Origin of the sequence: Paenibacillus macquariensis (assembly GCF_900156375.1) — a bacterium.
Lineage (GTDB): Bacteria > Bacillota > Bacilli > Paenibacillales > Paenibacillaceae > Paenibacillus_AQ > Paenibacillus_AQ macquariensis.
Window position 1 is genome coordinate 12,925 of sequence record NZ_FTNK01000025.1, and the last position, 19,899, is coordinate 32,823.

A 19,899-nucleotide genomic window follows, 5' to 3' on the forward strand; every position below is an offset into this window, starting at 1 on the left:
ACGGCACCGTTTCAGCGGAAATATAAGGAATAGAGTATCAATTGAAAATAATACTTTCTTATATTTTAAAAAACAAAAAAGTGACACCCGTAGTACGGGGGCACTTTTTATCAATTCAAAATTATTCAAGTTCAATCATAAGCCCATGCAATAGTTTACTCTGTGCCATGTTCTGTGTCAAGTCGCGAATACATTATTCTCAACTTCAACATATTAAACTCTGATTCGTTCTCTGCAATAAATTAGTTATTACTTTTCGTCGGTATCTTCGGAGTCATCTGCGTCATCATCATCTGTTGAATCATCATCTGCGTCATCCAAATCTTCGTCTTCTAGCACAACTTCTTCTTCAGCTTCTTCCTCAGAATCGTCATCGCTATAAACATCGTCATGATCTTCATCAATTCTGTCGAATTCTTCTGCTTCATCGCCAACATATGTTTCTTCTTCATCAGCGAAGTCATCATCTTCCAAATCGTCATCGTCATCATTAATGATACGTGGGCGCTTGGCATTAGAAATTGGATCTTCAGCACGATCTACAGGATACCACCGTTTCAATCCCCACAGATTAGTTCCAACACAAGCAAACCGTCCGTCGATATTAATCTCGGTATATAGCTGTGCAATCAAATCATTCATTTCTTTTTCATTTAGACCACGCTGTTTAGCTACCTCTGACATTAGATCAAGATAATAGTACGGCGTATTCACGGTCTTTAAAATAGCAAAAGCAAGATCAACCATAGGCATTTCCTTGATTCTTTCAGGATCAAGTTTTAAATGGAGTGGGGCACTCACTTATGAACACTTCCTCTCACGCAATGTGCATATTTACACGTAATATCAATCAACATATCCATTAACACAAATAAGTAAAACCTATTTGGGATTAAATTGCAAGTTTTTATGTTCGCGGATTGTTAACTCAGGTACAAGGAGATTTAATAATTACTCTTCACGATTATCACGATAAAAAAGGCAGGGGGTTCCCTGCCTTTATGACTGTATCCATTCCCCGAGGAAGAAACTCCTAAATGGGAGTGTCGTAAGAGCCATCTCGGTCTCTTCTGTCTATATTATGTACGCCGCTTCACTTTGACAACAAATCAGTGCCCATTTACAAAAATAAGGGCAAGTTCCCACTCCCACAGGACTCCATGTTCATAGAATACCTCAGCATGGTTCTCAAGAGGGGGAAGGCTCAACATGGACTACACTCGATTTATCCAGATGTTGCTCGAAGAAACCGATCGTCGCAACCCAGTCGAAGAGAAACGTATTATGACCTTTCTCAATCCCCGACACTATTTTGCCTACCATCGGGAATTAAATAGGCTAAAAGCAAGCGGCATTAAATTACCCCATGTGCATTCTTCCCATTTAATTAAGTCCATTATCGCCCCCGTCTCAGCTCGAAGTAAGTTCGCCCTTAGATATAAAGATCTTCTGTTACTAGAAGACAATAGGTCAATAAAAGTTCACGCTGTTCAGAGTAAAATCGATACCAATCCAGGAATCCCTTATGGTGTGAAGCAGATTCATGCTCCCCGAGCTTGGTCCACATCAACCGGACATCGTATTAAAATCGGAGTCATTGATACCGGGGTAGATTTCCAACATCCTGATCTCCGACATTCGCTCTCCGGAGGTATTAATTTGTTGAACCGTAACATGTTACCCCTTGACGACAACGGTCATGGTACACATATTGCCGGAACCATTGCAGCAGCAAATAGCACAGAAGGAATGATAGGTGTTGCTCCACGGTCTATCATCTATCCTGTTAAGGCATTTGACCACAATGGATCGGCCTATGTATCTGATATCATATTAGGCATTGATTGGTGTGTTCGTAATCATGTCCATCTGATTAATATGAGCTTTGGAATGAAGACACGTAGCCGCGCCTTACAGGAAATTGTCAATAAAGCCTACCTCTCTGGCATTTCAATTGTCGCTTCTTCAGGAAACGACGGCAAACGACGAACCATTGACTATCCTGCTCGCTATTCACAGACCATATCCGTAGGCGCAACGGATCAGAACAGACGGATAGCACCATTCAGTAATCGAGGACAGTATATTGATATCTATGCTCCTGGAGATAAAATTATATCCTCATGGACACATGGTAAATATCATGAAATGAGTGGCACCTCTATGGCTACCTCTCATGTAAGTGGGGCCATCGCGCTTCTACTTGCACAAAACAGCAGTCTCCAACCGGCAGAAATCAAAACACTTCTTCAGCGCACTTCTACGCCTTTACGCTTACGTAAAGACCAACGCCTGGAACGAGACTCAGGAGAAGTTAACGCACTCCAATTACTAAGAGAAGGAATGAAATTGACTACCACGGGTGCAGAACCTGTAACTGCTAGCCTTAAAGCAAAGAAAAACCGCCCTTCCAAAATATAGAAGGGCAGTTTTTGTCGTTATTCAAGGGTTTAAGTTGTGATTACATTTTTTCTGGAGCCGTTACACCAATCATCTTCAGAACGTTAACAATAACCACACGAACTGCACCTAGCAAGGCAAGACGAGCTTGTGTTTGCATAACATCCTCAGTGATAACACGCTCTGCTTTGTAGTAGCTATGCAACATAGAAGAAAGTTCATAGACATAACGAACCATTCTGTGAGGTGCATAGTTTTCCGCTGCAGTTGCAATCTCTTCAGGCAATTCCCCTATTTTACGAAGAAGATCATACTCACGATCATTATTAAGCTTAGTCAAATCAATGTCTGACAGTGCCAACAACGTAATGTTCTGTTCTTCTGCTTGACGGAAAATGCTGCAAATACGCGCATGCGCATATTGAACATAGAATACAGGATTCTCATTAGACGTTGAAATCGCTAGATCCATGTCGAAATCTAGATGTGAATCCATGCTACGCATCGTAAAGAAATAACGAATAGCATCCACACCAACTTCGTCCATCAGATCTATCATCGTTACTGCTTTACCTGTTCGCTTGGACATTTTCACTTTTTCGCCGTCTTGGAATAAGCTCACCATTTGAGCAATCAATACGGTCAATTTCCTAGAATCATAACCTAATGAATCCATAGCAGCCTTCACACGTGGAATATATCCATGATGATCCGCTCCCCAAATGTTGATCATTTGGTCATATCCTCTACTATATTTATTGCGATGGTAGGCGATATCTGGTGTCAGGTAAGTATAGGTTCCGTCATTTTTCACCAATACGCGGTCTTTGTCGTCTCCGTAATCCGTTGTACGTAGCCATGTCGCTTCATCCAACTCATAGACTTCTCCTCTTGCTTTCAATTCGGAGAGTGCTACCTCTACTTGGCCGTTCTCATATAGTGACGTTTCACTAAACCATTCATCAAAGTGCACTCTAAACCTTGAAAGGTCACGTTTGATTTTAGCCAATTCTTTCTCCAAACCATACGTACGCAAGAAAGCAGTGCGCTCCTCTGGGCTCATAGACAGTAAGGATTCGCCCTTCTCTGCTACCAGTTCTTTCGCAAAGCCCTTTATATCTGCACCGTGATAGCCATCCTCAGGCATTTCCACGTCTTGACCTAATTCTTGAAGATATCGAGCCTCAATTGATTTACACAAATTAACGATTTGATTACCAGCATCATTAATATAATATTCCCGAGTCACTTGATATCCTGCAAAATCCAGTACATTACACAATGAATCACCTACTGCTGCTCCACGAGCATGTCCTAAATGTAGCGTTCCTGTTGGATTAGCACTAACGAACTCGATTTGCACTCTTTTACCTTGGCCTACGTTACTCCGACCATAGTCACTGCCATGTTCCTGAACCTGATGCAATACAGGATATAAGTAAGTCTTAACTAAGGTGAAGTTAATAAATCCTGGTCCAGCAATCTCTGCCTTCTCAATGTTCGCTTTCTTCAAATCTAAGTGAGCTATAATGCTCTCCGCAATTTGACGTGGGTTCCTTTTCGCAATCTTTGTGAGTTGCATTGCGATGTTCGTAGCTAGATCTCCATGAGTCTTATCCTTTGGCACTTCAAGTGTAATCGCTGGAAGTTCTTCAAGGGTGACTAATCCAGCAGCAATCACAGCAGCAGCAATCGACTCCGATACCAACTGATTAATCTGCTCTAATGGGTTTTGTGTCATAATTTAATTTCCTCCTGTATATGTAAATCTATTGCAAATTGTCCTGATAGATCATCGAATACATATAAATCATATGCAAATCTCACATGCCCGTACATTCCCTCAATCTTTATATCCATATCCGTGGTATAGGTTGAGAGGTTAAATGTCGTATATGGCGAGCGGTAAAAGCCAGGCAATCTCTTCTCTTGCTCAAAAGAGTGTTCTGACTGAACTTCGCCGTGGCGAATTATTTTGACTTCATTAGGTGTGATCTTGATTGTGGTTCTAGTGGCTCCGCCCTGTGGACTTGCCTCTGGCTCCTCATATCTCACATACAGTACCGTGCCCTTCTGAATCAATTCAGCAGGCAGTTCCTGAACCACTTCTTCCCCATCTACGCGGCTGACTAGCCGTATCTGGGCTTGTGTTTTGTCTGACATATATCTAACAATCTCCAATCTGTACATTCCTATTGTACTACTATAGCCAGTTCGCCGATTCAATTCAAATAAAAATAATGACTACGTATGACCGCTACGGTAACGGATTGTCCTTCCTATCGCTGTCACCCTCTGATTTCCTGATTGTACTGCACAACCCGTTATGTTCTGCAAACACTGAGAACTTAAACTTATAGCTTCTTAAATTAGTTCAATAAAACGGCTACCCGCTCCGTGTATAGGGGTAGCCATCTTATAGTCATTACTATTTCTTCAATGAGAACTTCACATTCCAGCTAACGCCGCCATCTTTAGTCATATAGACTGCTGATTTGTCAGAACTGTTTACGACAGCTAGCCAGCCTTTTTTACTATCCGCAAAAGAAATTCTTGCATCATATCCTTCAATGGATGGTGTAATATTGGTCCATGACTGTGCCCCATTAAATGAACGCCCTACAGATACTACTTCTCCAGCAGGTGAACCACCCGCTAAGAATGCAGTTCTGTCTCCGATAAGTTGCATGTTGCCTGGATGTCCACCAGGGGAAGCTGGACCTTTTTGTGTTATGGCCTTACCGCTGCCTGGGGCAGGGCCCCCTCCCGCCGTATCCTGTGCGATAACACGATTCCAATGCGATCCCCCATCTGTACTACCATAGAGGGAATAGGATACTTGTGACATCCCTGCCTCTCCGTATAGTAAAGCCCAGACTTGATTACCATTGCTGTATATCTCTCCGCCATTATTACTGTCCGCAGCCACCTTCAACTTAAGCGACCAGTGTTCACCTCCATCTACCGTCTTCATGACCTTATAGCCTCCGCTTGGAATAACTATGATAGACCAGCCCGTTTTCATATTACTAAATGAAGCGTATCGGTTATTCACAGGCGTTGGAATTGGGGCGAAACTTTTACCTCCATCAACGGTTTTGTAGGCCGAAGTGGCTGTATAGCCGAGCCCTTCTTTGTCATTCAGTATATCTATCCGATCAAATGTAATGGCTGTGTCGACGTTCTTCCAGTGGGCTCCCCCATCGGATGTCTGAATTAAATGTTTCTTTTGTTCAGAAGGCAACGTCGCTAGCGCCCACCCATTTTTATTATCGGAGAAGTCTATTTGGGCAATTTGCCATTGCCCTGTATATATTTCCTGCCAGTGACATCCCGCATCGGAAGTGCCTATGATAAAGCCATTACCAGAAACTCTACCTATCCGATCATTCAGAAACTGAATATCCGTAAAAGAGAGTACACTCTGATGACCCTCCCCCTGATGTTGCTTCTGTAACTGTTGCAGCAGTCCATGGTCCCCTTTTCCACAGCTTGTGTCAGATGTAGCGGTTGCTAGAGAACCTGACCCGATACCCCCTAAAGGAAGAAGTAATACCATTATTACAAGGATCCGTAGTGAACGATTAATACTCTTTTTCTTCAAATTCATAGATCACACCCCCTGATCTTAGTTATATACCCTTAACTCATGATTCATCCCCATTTGCAATTCCCTATTTGCTATAGAGAAAAGAAACCTTTAGAAGCTCTACAGAGGCATATGCTCTTGAAGCGATTCTAAAGGTATCTATGTGTTGAGCTTTATATTATTTTACAAATCCTAGCAGCATTTCACGAATAAGTTTAGCGGCTACAATCTGTGTTTGTTCGGACTGATCATAAATAGGTGCAACTTCTACTAGATCGCAACCCACAACGTTGACTTCGGAATTTGCAATAAGATGTACAGCTTCCAGCAATTCCTTGGAAGTGATTCCTCCCGCTTCTGCTGTTCCTGTACCTGGTGCTGCAGAAGGATCCAATACGTCAATGTCGATCGTAACATAAACAGGGCGGTTACCCATCTTAGGCAAGGCTTCCTTGAGGGGAGCCGCTACTTCAAATGGATAGAAATTAATGTTCTTATGCCCGAATTGGAATTCTTCACGTGATCCAGAACGGATACCGAATTGATAGATATTACTTCCGCCCATAAGCGCTGCTGCCTTACGTACAGGTGTAGAGTGGGACAATGGTTCTCCCTCATAATTCTCTCTAAGGTCAGCATGTGCATCGATATGAATGAGTATAAGATCAGGATATTTAGCAAATACCTGTTGAATAACTGGCCATGTCACTAAATGTTCCCCACCAAGACCAATTGGAAATTTATCATCTGCTAGCAACTTACCTACATATTCGCTGATGACTTCAAGACTACGTCCTGCGTTTCCGAAAGGTAGCATGAGATCGCCTGCATCAAAGTAAGTCATGTCATCAATACTTTTGTCTAGATAAGGACTGTACTCTTCCAAACCAACGGAAGCTTGACGTATATGGGAAGGGCCGAAGCGAGAACCCGGACGGTAACTAACGGTGTAATCCATTGGCATCCCGTAGATAACGGCTTTAGAACCTTCGTAATCTTCAGAGCTACAAATAAATACATTTCCTGAGTAAGATTGATCTAGTTTCATCGTCTATTTATGTCCCCTTTATTTCGTAAGATCTTCAACGAATTTCGGCAATACAAATGCAGCCTTATGCAGACGGGATGAATAATACTTTGTATCCATTTCTGGAATAGCTGTTTCATCTACTGCTAGCGGATCGTGAACTTTACTTCCCATTGTAAATGTCCAAAGACCACTTGGGTACGTAGGAATGTTCGCAGCATATACGCGCACAATTGGGAAAATTTCTTTCACATCACGGTTAACTTGTTGGATAAGATCTGCCTTAAACCAAGGGTTGTCCGTCTGAGCGACAAAAATTCCGTCATCTTTCAAAGCTTCAAAGATACCTTGGTAGAATCCACGTTCAAACAATGGCGCAGCAGGACCTACAGGTTCTGTGGAATCAACCATGATTACATCATATTCATTCTTGTGTTCTAGAATATGCATGTATCCATCGTTCACCAAAACTTCCACACGAGGATCTTCTAATTTACCTGCGATAGACGGCAAATACTTCTTAGAGTATTCAATAACTTTACCATCGATCTCAACCAATACAGCCTTCTCTACGCCTGGGTGCTTGAGCACTTCACGAATTACGCCACCATCTCCACCACCTACAACCAATACATGCTTAGGATTAGGATGCGTATTTAATGCCGGATGGGCAACCATTTCATGATATACGAACTCATCCTTCACGGTAGTCATAACCATACCGTCAAGTACGAGCATCGTTCCGAATTCTTCAGTCTCAATCATCGCTAGATCTTGAAACTCAGTTTTTTCTGTTACATATGTTTCTTTTATCTTTGCTGTAATTCCAAATACAGGGGTTTGTTTCTCTGTGTACCATAATTCCATGGAGTGATCCCTTCTTTCGCTAGTTTATATGTAAATCTTATCATTTCGAAAGCGTTACACGAAACAATTGCCTCGTTTGTTTAATTGTAACAGACAAATCACATTATAATAAATCAACATGAAAATGCAACTACTTTCATAATACATTACCCTTTTTTCAATATTTGTACCCTATCCCCGTGAATATCTAATCCCTTCTATTCCCATAATGGAAAGAAAAGAAACGTAAAAGAAAGGGAGCTCCTCTGTCATGTCACATGCATCCCACAAATCACCTAAGCGAAAAAGACGCTTCATCACTATCGTCAAGCTGCTATCTGGCATGGCAGTACTCGTCCTTCTGGCCTGTGCTACTCTGCTCATATACTTATACAATACAAACCTACCTGTAGCCGACACGGACCATAATTCACGTATTTTGGACAACCAGGAAGGAATCATGTCTACTTTTTCAGTTAGTGGACGTAGTTACGATCCTGTAACGTTAGACGAAATCTCACCCTACCTGATTCAAGCTACGCTATCGGTGGAGGATCGGAAGTTCTACGACCATTTGGGATTCGATATCAAAGGCATGGGGCGAGCCATACTCGTCAATATTGAGAAAATGAATCGTTCACAAGGTGCCAGCACTCTCACACAACAACTCGCTCGGAACTTGTATCTTTCTCATGCCAAGACCTGGACACGTAAATTACAAGAAGCCTTTTACACGACACAATTAGAAATGAAATACACCAAACAGGAAATTCTTCAAATGTATCTGAACGAAATTTACTATGGACATGGAGCCTATGGCATCGAAGCGGCATCTCGTATGTATTTCGGCAAATCTGCCAAAGATCTGGACCTAGCAGAAAGTGCATTGCTTGCAGGGATTCCTAAAGGACCGACCTATTATTCACCCTATAACCATTTAGACAGCGCATTACAAAGGCAAAAAATTGTTCTTTCAACCATGATCGAGACTAACAATATTACGAAGCAAGAAGCGAATACCGCCGCGCGAGAGAAGCTTGTATTTCAGCCTCAAGGTGAACAAAAAACAGTCGCTGTTGCACCCTATTTCCGAGATTATGTTCGCCAAATTGTAACGAGTCAACTTGGCATTACCGAAGAGCAATTGGATCATGGTGGATTGAACATCTATACCACATTAGATCCCCATGCCCAACAAGCAGCCGAAGATGCAGTAGCAACAGGAATGGACCCAAACAGTGATCTTGAGACAGCGCTCATCTCTGTCGATCCACGAACAGGATATATTAAAGCCATGGTCGGTGGCAAAAATTATCAAGCCAATCAATATAACCATACACTAGCAACAACTCGCCAACCTGGTTCAGCATTTAAGCCTATTATGTATCTGAGTGCTCTTTCTTCTTTAAAGATGACCGCGCTTAGTACGTTCAAAAGCGAACCAACGCTGTTTCACTATGATGATAACCGCAAAACGTATCAGCCAAGTAACTTTGGTGATAAATATTTAGGTGAAATTGATATGCGCAAAGCAATTGCAGCCAGTGATAACATTTATGCGGTCAATACCATTATGAAGGTAGGCCCTGAACAAGTCCTGGAAACGGCACGAAAGATGGGCATCCTAAGTCCACTCCAAGCGGTTCCTTCTCTCGCTCTAGGTACATCTCCCATTAGTCCAATAGAAATGGCCTCTGCCTTTGGTGTGATAAGTAATGCCGGTATGCGCATGGCTCCTGTAGCCGTGTTGAAAATAACCGATGCATCAGGAGAGTTAATATATGAAGCAACGCCAAGTCCAGGCGAACAAGTCGTGGACCCCGCTGCTGCTTATGTTCTAACACATCTTATGGAAAGTGTCTTTGAGACAGGCGGTACGGGTAATCGGGTATCCTCTATGATCAAACGGCCCGTCGCTGGTAAGACAGGCACAACCAACACGGATGCATGGCTCGTAGGATTCACGCCCGAGTTAGCAACCGCAGTCTGGGTCGGCTACGACAAAGGGCGTAATATTGAGAGCGCCGATGGACGTCGAGCTGCACCTATTTTTGCCCAATATACAGAAAAAGCACTGGAGAATGTTCCACCCAAAATTTTCCCCATTCCAGATGGTGTCGTCAGCGCCTACATTAATCCAGAATCAGGATTACTGGCAACGAAGGACTGCCCGAATAAAACCTTAGAGGTGTTCATTAAGGGTACAGAACCCACCGTATACTGCACACTACATGGCGGTGGACCTGAAGAGCCTTCTAAAGAAATTCAGACCAAGGATCAATCCTGGTGGTCCAATCTTCGACAATGGTGGATGGATTAATTGATTGAGTGTACATGATTACATTAAAGAGATGCATCAAAAAGAGCTGATCATCAGCTCTTTTTTCTATGAGATCATGTTGCCCATTACAGCCTTCATTTTTTTATTAAAAAACAATCAAACATTTGTTTGATTATTATAGTGTGCGGGTGTATATTTGAGTAACAATCAAACACTTGTTTGAATATGAATGTTTATACCCTCATCAAACGGTGTAAGAGAGAGGAGCGTACAAATGAAGAAATTAATAGATAAACCTACATCTAGCGACGATATATGCGAAGTTACCTGCGTCAACCCAGACACCATCACTCACCTTCAAACTGTCATACAAGAGGATGAAATCCTTGGAATGGTTGATATTTTCAAAGCGCTCGCCGATCCAACACGCATGAAAATCGCCTTCATGTTAGATCGAGCTCATGAACTATGTGTATGTGATGTAGCCGCTGTCCTTGGCAGTAGTATGGCAACAACCTCACATCATTTACGCACGTTGAAAACCATGAATATTGCAGCATCACGTAAAGAAGGTAAAAATGTGATCTATTCTTTAAAGGACGATCATATCAGAACTCTTATTCAGATGACTTTAGAACATCAGAGGGAGAAGATAGAAGATGAGCACAAATAACAATACCCCTAAAGTTCCCGCTCCATCTTACGTTGAATACCCTGTCAAAGGCTTGTCTTGTGCCAACTGCACGAGAGAAATGCAAGAAGAGATTCAGAAATTGGCGCATGGTTCCGATGCGAAGCTGAACTATGTGAGTAGTAAATTGACCCTAAACCCCGATGTCGATATGGTACGTGTTGAACGTATTCTGAAGAATGATGGAGCAAGTCTCGTACAGAAGAAGGCCGACCATCACGGGCATGATCACGAAAATGGTGTTGGCCATCAGCACGACCATAGTCATGAAGGCAATCGTCTAATCAAGTGGCTACTTGGAATAGCAGCTGTAGTCTATTTATTTACTTTCGTCTTGAATGGCATCATACCTCAACCGATACTGATTACCTTATATGTCATTGCTATCGCACTTAGTGGTTACTCTACCTTTTGGCGTGGACTGAACAATCTTATCAATTTGAAGTTCAACATGGATACACTGATGACCGTAGCACTCACAGGTGCCGTCGTTATTGGTGAATGGAAGGAAGCCACACTTGTTGCCATTCTGTTTGGTGTCAATGAGTTGCTTGAAGGGTATGGTATGGGACGTGCGCGCAAATCGATGGAGGCGTTGCTAGCTAATGCACCTAAAGAAGCTTCATTAGTACGTAATGGAGAGGTTACAAGCGTTCCTATTGCCAGTCTTCGTGTAGGAGACCTCGTACGTGTTAGATCAGGAGAGAAAATCCCTTCGGATGGCATTATATATGAAGGTAGTAGTGCAGTGAACGAGGCCGCCATTACAGGCGAATCCTTACCGGTTACCAAAGGCAAAGGTGATTCTGTCTACGGCGGCAGTGTAAATGCAGAAGGATTACTGGATATTAGAATAGAGAAAGCTTACGAGGATTCTTCATTATCTAAAATCATGCATTTGGTACAGGAAGCCCAAGAAAGTAAAACACCTACAGAGTTATTTATAGATAAATTCGCTAAATACTATACTCCTGCCATTATGATTATTGCTCTCCTAGTCATCGTTGTGCCTCCATTACTATTTGGGGAGACGTGGATGAAATGGGTATACCAAGGCCTCGCCATTCTTATCGTTGGATGCCCCTGCTCACTCGTACTCTCCTCGCCAATTGCTTTGGTAAGCGGAATGACACGGAGTGCTCGTAACGGCATTCTAATCAAAGGTGGCGTACATCTGGAGCAGTTAGGCAAGATAGATGCAATCGCCTTTGACAAGACCGGTACCTTAACCCAAGGTGTACCTTCTGTTAAGGAGGAAGTCATCTATGATGAGAAGCGATTCTATGATGTTGCAGGCTCTTTAGAGCAATCCTCTCTTCATCCCTTGGCTAAAGCAGTCGTAAGTCATATCACGAATCAACGGAAATCGAATATCTTTCCAGATTCACTTCATTTAACAACCTTACCGGGTTCAGGAATACAAGGCGAAGTAGAAGGTACGACCTTCTGGATGGGTAACGAGGAGATATTAACGCGTGTCGTAGCATCCCATTCAGAACATATGGACAACGTGAAACGTGACGTTCTCCGTATGAAGGAGCAAGGCCTCACATTGATCATTACTGTAGATGAGAACCACGTACTTGGTCTGCTTGGACTTGCGGATAAGATTCGACCAGAGACGAAGGAAGTCATCCACCAGCTTCATCAAGCAGGCATTAAGCAGACAGTCATGCTGACAGGCGATCATGAGCAATCAGCGAAATTAATTGCCACCGAAGCAGGCGTCTCAAGTTATAATGCTGGTCTCCTACCAGAACAGAAAGTAGACCAGATTAAGCGTCTCGCTTCGCAATGGAATGTCGCGATGGTTGGTGATGGGATCAACGATGCCCCTGCGCTTGCTACTGCACAATTAGGAATAGCCATGGGTAAAGGAACTGACAGCGCGATGGAGACAGCTGACATCGTTCTTATGCAAGATCATCTTGGCAAGCTACCAAGTGCCATTCATATGGCGCGTCGTGTAAATCGTGTCATTGGTTGGAATATCGGCATATCGCTTACGCTAAAAGCCATTGCACTTCTACTCACGATTCCCGGCTGGCTGACCCTTTGGATCGCCATATTATCCGACATGGGTGCCACCATTATTGTGACGCTACTCGGGATGTCCATTCTACTAGGCAAAGATAAATCATAATAGAAATTTATCAGTATATGAAAAAGGCATTCTAAGACCTCTTATTGAGATCTTAGAATGCCTTTTTTCAATTTTACAAGAAGGATGCATTTCGAATTACCCTAAACCTCTAACGCCTTCTTCAATTCCTCAGGTGTAGCTGCCCACCATTCCTCATTACGAGTCATCAGTAGATTCTTAAGAGCTGTCTTATCTTCCGCGTTCATTCCATCTAATATAATCTTGCGCTTCAATGCACCATCCAGCTTATTTACATGATCAGCTAGAATCTTATACCCTCTGCGAGCTTCCGTATCAATCCACATCTCGGATGCTGTAGCTCCTCCGTAGAATTGCCCTTCCGCTGTGCGATCCACGGCTACCCATACTACCCATACTTGACGCCCATTCGGCACATCTTCGCGATTGGCAGAGAACTTAATACCTTTCTCCACTTTACTCTTCGCATGCATTGCACCGACATCGACCTTGGCTTCCCCTTGGTCAACGATAATAGGCGATACATTATTCAGATCAATCGAACCCGATCCAAACCCCGTATGTTTACTTTTGCTACTTACAATATTAAGGGCAATTTGTTTCTTGCCGCCTTGTTCTTTGTTATCCATTTCTTCATTGTCCTCCCACTACAAAACAGAAATAAAAACCCATATTTCTGACTCCAGTTATAAATAACTGTTATTCATTTTATTTTAACTAATAATTGGCGAATTGCAAACATATACATGCTGTAGATGCTTGTCAACGGGAGGTATTCATGTATGGCCCCAACTCGATCCAAAATGATTGTAATAACGATTGTCGCCCTATTTCTCCTTAGTGGAACCTGGTGGACACTACTTCGGGTTTCACCAGAATCAGAATCCGTGTATGCGCCTAATAAGGCCAAGCCTTCAGACAGCATCGCTCAGCTCCCTCAGAAAGAAAGCGTGCAGAACCCCACGGCAGAAGTACTGAGTAAACGCGTTGTAGAGTATCACCTGGATGTTTCATTAGACCCTAATGAAAAGGTGCTTAAAGGTTCTGAGACCCTAACTTGGACTCATCCTGGAAAAAACACCGTCACCGAACTTTATTTCCACCTTTATCCGAACGCATTCTCTTCCACGGACACCACCTTTATGAAGGAGTCTGGTGGTAAACTACGGAACGACGTTATGCCTACGGATGGTTTCGGCTCCATGACCCTCACAGGACTTGAAACAACAGATGGACTCTCATTGATGCACCGTATCCAATATGTACAACCTGATGATGGCAATAGCAAGGATACAAGCCTAGTCAAAGTAAGACTCCCACGACCTGTCAAAGGTGGCGAGAGCATCACCCTTAATATGAAGTTCGAAGTGAAGCTCCCTCAAATATTTGCCCGAATGGGAACCGCTGGTAACTTCGTGATGGCTGGACAATGGTTTCCCAAGATCAGTGTCTATGAACCCGCTGGCTTAAGAGGTAGAACGACGGAAGGTTGGAATCTTCATCAATACCATGGTAATTCTGAGTTCTACGCTGATTTCGGCATCTACAATGTTCGTATTCATGTGCCAGAGAACTATATTGTCGCTGCGACAGGATTTCCAATTAAGTCTGCTCAGATTGTCAAAGGTCAGAAAATCTATCAGTTCTACGCGGATGATGTACACGACTTCGCTTGGTCAGCATCTCCTGATTTCATTGTAGCTGAGAAGCCATTCTCATCGCAGGAGGTACCCGGTGTACGAATCAAGCTATATCTAGATCCTGTCCATAAGGATATGAAGGAACGGTATTTCTATGCCGCTGAAGTCGCGCTCAAAAACTTCAGTAAATGGTATGGTCCCTATCCTTACTCCACTCTTTCTATTGTTGTTCCTCCGGAAGCAGGAAATGGGGCGGGGGGAATGGAGTATCCGAACCTGATTACAGCGTTTGGAGCTAAGAACGATTCACCGGGGTATGAACTAGAGCGGACCGTCATACATGAAATTGGTCACCAATACTTCTATGGCATGATCGCGAGCAATGAATTTGAAGAGGCTTGGCTTGATGAAGGGTTTACTTCTTACGCCGAAGATAAGTTAATGGAGCAGGAATTTGGAATCATTCCTAACCTACCGGTACAAGCAGCGATCATATCACCCGCTACACTCACACAAGAAGCATGGAAATACGGTTCTCAGGATCAGTATGCGCAGAATGTGTATTACCGTGGCAAACTCGTGTTGAAAGGCATTGAGCGGCAGGTAGGCAACCAGATGATGAATAAAATCATGGCAGCCTATACCAAGAAATATCGGTTCGGACATCCTACAACACACGATTTCCAAAAAGTTGTGGAGCAGGTCACACACACCTCATGGAAAACCTATTTCAATCAATATGTATATGGCAAGCAGATGACGGACTTCTCCATTGATAATATTACTGTACAGGAAAAAATCAGTAGTTCGGGGACCGTATTTGAATCCAACGTAACCGTAAGTCGAAAAGACGGTAATTACCCCAATATCCCGCTGTTATTTACATTTGCGGACGGTCATACCCTCCAAAAAGTATGGAATGGCGCCGGAGATAGCACACAATTTAGACTCCAATATAAATCTCCATTATCATGGGCCATGATTGATCCACAATACAGCCTTGTGCTCGAGAACAAATATATCAACAACTATTTAAAGGCGGATCTCGACGTCAAGAAGGTATCCCGCTGGAATATAAGTGTCACCAAGCTGATGGAAACACTGCTTGGAAGTCTATCCTGGTGAGGTGAGAGACGGTGAGGAGCAATATCGCCCAAGGTTGGAAAAGTCTAAAGAATCAATTTTATGTCGTCATCATTCTATTTCTGTACCACCTGTTGTTTGGTTACTTTCTATATCGTTTGGTGAACTCAGCGGTAGTGCCGTTACTTCAGCGCTATCCTGATCCACCTCCCACTGAATTAAGTCAGATCCTATTCTATATTGAAGGGCAATTGGATCTAGCCCATAGTAGTACCGTTCACAACTATCTATGGATTCTGCTCGGTATGCTACTTTTGCGTATGCTTATTACCCCATTTATTCATTCAGGCATATTCTACGGCCTTCACCAAGAACGTAAAGGAGAGATGGGGGCTTTCTTCTTCCAAGGCATGAGACGTTGCTGGAAACCAGTTATGTTATGCTACTGGATCGAAACACTCTTTGTTCTTGCTCCCGCTTATTGGTTACTACCTAAGCTATATACGATTGCCATGAACGGATTTATGTCTCCTTCTACATTAATACAAGCCATTCCCTGGATAGTCGGATGGTTTCTATACCGTTATGTTATCCACCAGATCATTCTTTACATGCAGTTTGGCATAACCGATGATGAATCCCTCTTCTCTTCTACTTGGATATGTTTACGTCATGTTCTATCTGTTATAGGAATTTCTCTCATCTTAGGTGCGTTAAGCCTACTGCTATTCTGTCTATTCACTGGCCTATCACTCTTCTGGACTGGAATACTTGCACTCATCTTGCAACAGGCGTACCCACTGATTACTTGTCTATTCAAAATGTGGAACATCACATCACAATTTAATGTGTGGGCTACCAAGCTATCAAAAAATAAAAAATAGTGGTCATTTATCTCTTTAACCCCTTGATACAAGAAGAACCCTACCCCTTTCGAACGAAAAGGGCGGGGTTCTTCTTGTTCTACTATGCTTTTGTGGTTTGCCAAAGTGTAAAACCTCTGTTAAAATAAATTAGTAACAACTTTGTAATATCTATGATCTAGTCTTTTCATAAAGCATTGTCGATTGTCACTTTCAGGTGTACGAAACGGCCTAATTCCTAAACACCAGGAAGCGGGGGATCCATTACATGGGTGAATTGATCTCGCAACAAAGAGATCATAGGGGACCTTCAACCGAATCCTTAAGCTAACCTCGCAGGCATTGGAAGGGGAAAACGTATTTGAAGAAGAAACTAACTGCTACAGCCTTGAGCATGGCTCTTGCGCTGACCATAGGAACAGGTAGCGTATTTGCCGACTCAAAGATGAATTCCGTGATTGACCGTACCATTGGCGTCACTTATAAAACCGGTGGAACAACCACTAATGGATTCGATTGCTCTGGATTCACTAGATATGTATTCTTGAAATTGGGCGTAAACTTACCACGTCAATCTGGATCTCAGTACAATATGGGTACTGCCGTATCCAAAAGTCAGCTACGACCTGGCGACCTCGTGTTCTTTAACACATTAGGTAAAGGCGTATCTCATGTTGGAATATCCGTCGGTAATGGAAAATTCGCACACGCTTCTACTTCGCGTGGTGTCATCGTTAGTTCGCTTTCAGAAAGCTACTATGCTAAACGCTACGTTGGTGCTAAACGAGTAATGAGTACTTCAAAATACCAAGCAGCAGCTTACAACTAAAATTAAATATGGTAATGAATTTTAACCCGAAGTTGAGCCCCAATCTCACTGCGGGTTTCTTATATATATAGACGTACGAAATTAGAAAAAAGTTGACTGTTTGGAAAAATAAATTCGGTTATTCTATGATTCTAGCTATCTCCCAAAAAAATATACGTATTTCTCATTAAAAATGATAGAAATAATTGCCAAATGGCTATTCCTTTTGCTATAATAATCCCAGTGAGTTCTTAGTAACAACTTTGTCATAAGTATAACTATTCGTTAATCATATCTGCCGAATTCCCGAAAGGGAAGTGGGGGAACCAGTCATGGGTGAATTGATCTTGCAACAGAGGGATCATAGGGAACCTTCAACCGAATCCTTAAGCTAACCTCGCAGGCAACGGAAGGAGTTAACTTTTTTGAAGAAGAAATTAACGACCACAGTATTAGGATTAGCATTATTATTTAGCATTGGCACTGGAAGCGCTTTCGCAGACTCTGCACTGGACAAGGCAATCGCTCCAGCGATTGGTTCGCCTTATGTGGCATCTGGAAACGATACGAGTGGATTTGATTGTTCTGGATTTACAACGTACGTGTTCAACAAACTAAGTATTGATTTACCTCGCCAATCAGGTTCACAGTACAGTATGGGAACAGCCGTTAGCCGTAATGATTTAAGAGAAGGCGATTTGGTATTTTTCAATACTACGGGTAAGGGTGTTTCACACGTTGGGATATTTGTAGGTAATGGTAAGTTTGCACATGCCTCTTCATCTAATGGTGTCATCATCAACTCTCTTAGTGAATCTTATTATGTTAGCCGCTACGTTGGTGCTAAAAGAATTATGAGTAACGATACATATGAATCTGTCGCAATCGATAAATAGATTATTCATTACCGACCTGCATCTGAGATTGTATAAATCTCAAATGCAGGTTTTTTCATCTGTGCGATCGTCCATACTGATTATTACCCTCCCTACTGAAAATTAATCAATGCTTTAGACATATACCCAACAGAAAGGATCCTCTATATGATAACTCCACGCTTTATCGTTACACCTATGACAGTTGAACATGCGCGTACTATATCTGAATGGGATTACCCCGCTCCTTATAACATATACGGATGGATGCCATGGAAGCAGATGGAGGATCTTCGAGTTGAATTTGGCGATCCCACCCTTCGTGCGGAGCAGTATGCTTCTATTACCAATGAACATGGAGAATTATGCGGTTTCACACAATTTTTCCCCTTAGTCGGTGTAACTCGCCTCGGCATTGGTATGCGCCCTGATTTATGCGGACAAGGAATGGGTAAATCTTTTGTGCAATCTATCGTTTGCGAAGCAGTAAGACGAAAGCCACAGGATGAAATCGATCTAGAGGTCCTCACATGGAACAAGCGTGCTATCCAGGTATATCAAAAATCTGGATTTGAGATTACAGATCATTATGAGCGAATGACTCCAGATGGTAACCAACCCTTTTATTGTATGGTTTTTAGAAAAATCTCTGATTTCCATGATAAATAGCATAAAATTATCTATTTTTCGGAACAAATATTGGAATATATATCTCTTTTTTGACACAAATACTATGCTGTGCGTTCAGCATCCGTTATAATATAATCATCAGCTTACATAGAAAGGAAGAAAAAGATGCAAAAATATATCATGAGTGGGTTATTTTTTACTGCGTGTATTGTAGCTATTGTCCTAATGTTTACATTACCTGGTAAAGACCAAGTAGCAGAGGAAGCAAAACCTAGCATGCCAGAAGTTGTATTAGATGCTGCTTCAGCTGAGACAGTGGTTACAGCAAATTGTATTACTTGTCATGGTGATCAGCTACAAGGTGGCGTAGGTCCAAATCTACAAAAGGTAGGTAGCGAGATGACTCCTGAAGAGATCTATTCTCTCGTTAGTAAGGGTAAAGCCATCATGCCTTCATTTAAAGGAAAATTAAAAGAAGAAGAGATTGCCAACGTAGCACAATGGTTAGCAGCAAAAAAATAAATCCATAACCAAGGGTAACTGTTGTTACCGAACATCAAGGATGAATGCATTTACCTATCAATGAAAGTAAAAAGGGTACCCTCCATATGGAAGGTACCCTTTTCTATGAGGAATATATCATCGCCCATTCCTCTGTTGGTTCTTTAAGACCGCTGCCTTACATTCTTTCTCTCACTTGAACACATTTTTTCAAATGCTTCGTTATACTGTTGTGCTTCTTTCATATCAATTGCAGTAAGGTACCCCGCATCCCAAGAGGTTAGACGAAGAGTAACCGTCTTATAGTTAATGGTAATCAGAGGATGATGGTTAAATGCTTCGGAAATCGTTGCAACTTCGTCGACGAAAGAAATACCCTTCATAAAACTATAAAAGACATATTTACGTTCTATAAAGCGCTCCTCAACCAATGTCCATCCCTTTAGCAGATTCAAATGTGCGTCCACTTGCTCTTTTGTATATGACACTCTTGATTGCTGCCCCCTTTCCACAACTACAATGTTTGCCTCTGGATTTACAGAT

18 protein-coding genes and 2 riboswitches are annotated in these 19,899 nt (G+C 42.4%); of the genes, 10 read left to right on the plus strand and 8 right to left on the minus strand.

The annotated features are described in order from the left end of the window. Window positions 1–249: 249 nt before the first annotated feature. The gene (gene rpoE / locus BW961_RS26240; RefSeq protein WP_068591011.1) at window positions 250–801 is read right to left on the minus strand and encodes a DNA-directed RNA polymerase subunit delta; all 552 of its coding nucleotides are present in this window, start codon (window positions 799–801) and stop codon (window positions 250–252) included. Between the two features lie 408 nt (window positions 802–1,209). Between rpoE and BW961_RS26245 the strand changes: the two genes are divergently transcribed. After that, on the plus strand, window positions 1,210–2,421 hold the full coding sequence (locus BW961_RS26245) for a S8 family peptidase (RefSeq protein ID WP_068591012.1): 1,212 nt from the start codon (window positions 1,210–1,212) through the stop codon (window positions 2,419–2,421). A gap of 40 nt (window positions 2,422–2,461) precedes the next feature. Here BW961_RS26245 and argS read toward each other — a convergent pair whose 3' ends face one another. The 5 genes from argS to speE form a co-directional block, all read right to left on the minus strand. Next, complete coding sequence (gene argS, locus BW961_RS26250; RefSeq protein ID WP_068591014.1) at window positions 2,462–4,141, minus strand: arginine--tRNA ligase; 1,680 nt, start codon at window positions 4,139–4,141, stop codon at window positions 2,462–2,464. Further along, complete coding sequence (locus BW961_RS26255) at window positions 4,138–4,563, minus strand: YwiB family protein (RefSeq protein ID WP_068591016.1); 426 nt, start codon at window positions 4,561–4,563, stop codon at window positions 4,138–4,140. The genes argS and BW961_RS26255 overlap by 4 nt, the downstream gene beginning before the upstream one ends. Window positions 4,564–4,828: 265 nt before the next feature. Then, window positions 4,829–6,010, minus strand: coding sequence for a beta propeller repeat protein (locus tag BW961_RS26260; protein ID WP_068591018.1), 1,182 nt, complete (start codon window positions 6,008–6,010; stop codon window positions 4,829–4,831). Window positions 6,011–6,167: 157 nt separating this feature from the next. Further along, entirely contained in the window at window positions 6,168–7,037 is an 870-nt protein-coding gene (gene speB / locus BW961_RS26265) for an agmatinase (RefSeq protein WP_068591020.1), read from the minus strand. An 18-nt stretch (window positions 7,038–7,055) separates the two neighbouring features. Next, on the minus strand, window positions 7,056–7,883 hold the full coding sequence (gene speE / locus BW961_RS26270; protein WP_068591022.1) for a polyamine aminopropyltransferase: 828 nt from the start codon (window positions 7,881–7,883) through the stop codon (window positions 7,056–7,058). A gap of 250 nt (window positions 7,884–8,133) precedes the next feature. On the opposite strand from speE, the gene BW961_RS26275 reads away from it, so the two are divergent. The 3 genes from BW961_RS26275 to BW961_RS26285 all read left to right on the plus strand — a co-directional run bounded on the left by BW961_RS26275 (window position 8,134) and on the right by BW961_RS26285 (window position 12,977). Then, complete coding sequence (locus tag BW961_RS26275) at window positions 8,134–10,182, plus strand: transglycosylase domain-containing protein (RefSeq protein ID WP_068591024.1); 2,049 nt, start codon at window positions 8,134–8,136, stop codon at window positions 10,180–10,182. Window positions 10,183–10,417: 235 nt separating this feature from the next. Further along, entirely contained in the window at window positions 10,418–10,816 is a 399-nt protein-coding gene (locus BW961_RS26280) for an ArsR/SmtB family transcription factor (RefSeq protein ID WP_068591027.1), read from the plus strand. Next, window positions 10,803–12,977, plus strand: coding sequence for a heavy metal translocating P-type ATPase (locus BW961_RS26285; RefSeq protein ID WP_068591029.1), 2,175 nt, complete (start codon window positions 10,803–10,805; stop codon window positions 12,975–12,977). The genes BW961_RS26280 and BW961_RS26285 overlap by 14 nt, the downstream gene beginning before the upstream one ends. A 101-nt stretch (window positions 12,978–13,078) precedes the next feature. On the opposite strand, the gene BW961_RS26290 is transcribed toward BW961_RS26285, so the two are convergent. Then, on the minus strand, window positions 13,079–13,585 hold the full coding sequence (locus BW961_RS26290) for a YwhD family protein (protein WP_068591031.1): 507 nt from the start codon (window positions 13,583–13,585) through the stop codon (window positions 13,079–13,081). A 153-nt stretch (window positions 13,586–13,738) separates the two neighbouring features. Between BW961_RS26290 and BW961_RS26295 the strand changes: the two genes are divergently transcribed. From BW961_RS26295 to BW961_RS26320, 6 genes are all read left to right on the plus strand, one after another. Continuing rightward, window positions 13,739–15,721: a M1 family metallopeptidase gene (locus tag BW961_RS26295; RefSeq protein ID WP_068591034.1), complete on the plus strand. Its 1,983-nt coding sequence runs from the start codon at window positions 13,739–13,741 to the stop codon at window positions 15,719–15,721. Between the two features lie 11 nt (window positions 15,722–15,732). Further along, on the plus strand, window positions 15,733–16,563 hold the full coding sequence (locus BW961_RS26300; protein WP_068591036.1) for a hypothetical protein: 831 nt from the start codon (window positions 15,733–15,735) through the stop codon (window positions 16,561–16,563). A gap of 197 nt (window positions 16,564–16,760) precedes the next feature. Further along, window positions 16,761–16,899: riboswitch (cyclic di-AMP (ydaO/yuaA leader) on the plus strand. Between the two features lie 4 nt (window positions 16,900–16,903). Next, window positions 16,904–17,371 carry a C40 family peptidase gene (locus BW961_RS26305; RefSeq protein ID WP_068591040.1) on the plus strand — a complete coding sequence of 156 codons (468 nt, stop codon included), beginning with the start codon at window positions 16,904–16,906 and terminating at the stop codon, window positions 17,369–17,371. 265 nt (window positions 17,372–17,636) lie between these two features. Beyond that, window positions 17,637–17,771: riboswitch (cyclic di-AMP (ydaO/yuaA leader) on the plus strand. A 4-nt stretch (window positions 17,772–17,775) separates the two neighbouring features. Continuing rightward, window positions 17,776–18,246, plus strand: a complete 471-nt coding sequence (locus BW961_RS26310) for a C40 family peptidase (protein ID WP_068591042.1) — start codon at window positions 17,776–17,778, stop codon at window positions 18,244–18,246. Between the two features lie 147 nt (window positions 18,247–18,393). Further along, a complete protein-coding gene (locus BW961_RS26315) occupies window positions 18,394–18,894 on the plus strand; it encodes a GNAT family N-acetyltransferase (RefSeq protein ID WP_068591044.1) in 501 nt (166 codons plus the stop codon). A gap of 126 nt (window positions 18,895–19,020) precedes the next feature. Next, complete coding sequence (locus tag BW961_RS26320; RefSeq protein WP_068591046.1) at window positions 19,021–19,377, plus strand: c-type cytochrome; 357 nt, start codon at window positions 19,021–19,023, stop codon at window positions 19,375–19,377. Window positions 19,378–19,520: 143 nt separating this feature from the next. Here BW961_RS26320 and BW961_RS26325 read toward each other — a convergent pair whose 3' ends face one another. Beyond that, the gene (locus BW961_RS26325) at window positions 19,521–19,844 is read right to left on the minus strand and encodes a 4a-hydroxytetrahydrobiopterin dehydratase (protein WP_068591048.1); all 324 of its coding nucleotides are present in this window, start codon (window positions 19,842–19,844) and stop codon (window positions 19,521–19,523) included. Window positions 19,845–19,899: the final 55 nt, after the last annotated feature.

Excerpts from the sequence above, each read along its gene's own strand:
- BW961_RS26245 (WP_068591012.1), top strand. The coding sequence starts at position 1,210 with ATGGACTACACTCGATTTATCCAGATGTTGCTCGAAGAAACCGATCGT.
- BW961_RS26275 (WP_068591024.1), top strand. The coding sequence starts at position 8,134 with ATGTCACATGCATCCCACAAATCACCTAAGCGAAAAAGACGCTTCATC.
- speE (WP_068591022.1), bottom strand. The coding sequence starts at position 7,883 with ATGGAATTATGGTACACAGAGAAACAAACCCCTGTATTTGGAATTACA.
- BW961_RS26255 (WP_068591016.1), bottom strand. The coding sequence starts at position 4,563 with ATGTCAGACAAAACACAAGCCCAGATACGGCTAGTCAGCCGCGTAGAT.
- speB (WP_068591020.1), bottom strand. The coding sequence starts at position 7,037 with ATGAAACTAGATCAATCTTACTCAGGAAATGTATTTATTTGTAGCTCT.
- BW961_RS26260 (WP_068591018.1), bottom strand. The coding sequence starts at position 6,010 with ATGAATTTGAAGAAAAAGAGTATTAATCGTTCACTACGGATCCTTGTA.
- argS (WP_068591014.1), bottom strand. The coding sequence starts at position 4,141 with ATGACACAAAACCCATTAGAGCAGATTAATCAGTTGGTATCGGAGTCG.
- BW961_RS26320 (WP_068591046.1), top strand. The coding sequence starts at position 19,021 with ATGCAAAAATATATCATGAGTGGGTTATTTTTTACTGCGTGTATTGTA.
- BW961_RS26315 (WP_068591044.1), top strand. The coding sequence starts at position 18,394 with ATGATAACTCCACGCTTTATCGTTACACCTATGACAGTTGAACATGCG.
- BW961_RS26290 (WP_068591031.1), bottom strand. The coding sequence starts at position 13,585 with ATGGATAACAAAGAACAAGGCGGCAAGAAACAAATTGCCCTTAATATT.
- BW961_RS26280 (WP_068591027.1), top strand. The coding sequence starts at position 10,418 with ATGAAGAAATTAATAGATAAACCTACATCTAGCGACGATATATGCGAA.
- BW961_RS26285 (WP_068591029.1), top strand. The coding sequence starts at position 10,803 with ATGAGCACAAATAACAATACCCCTAAAGTTCCCGCTCCATCTTACGTT.
- BW961_RS26295 (WP_068591034.1), top strand. The coding sequence starts at position 13,739 with ATGGCCCCAACTCGATCCAAAATGATTGTAATAACGATTGTCGCCCTA.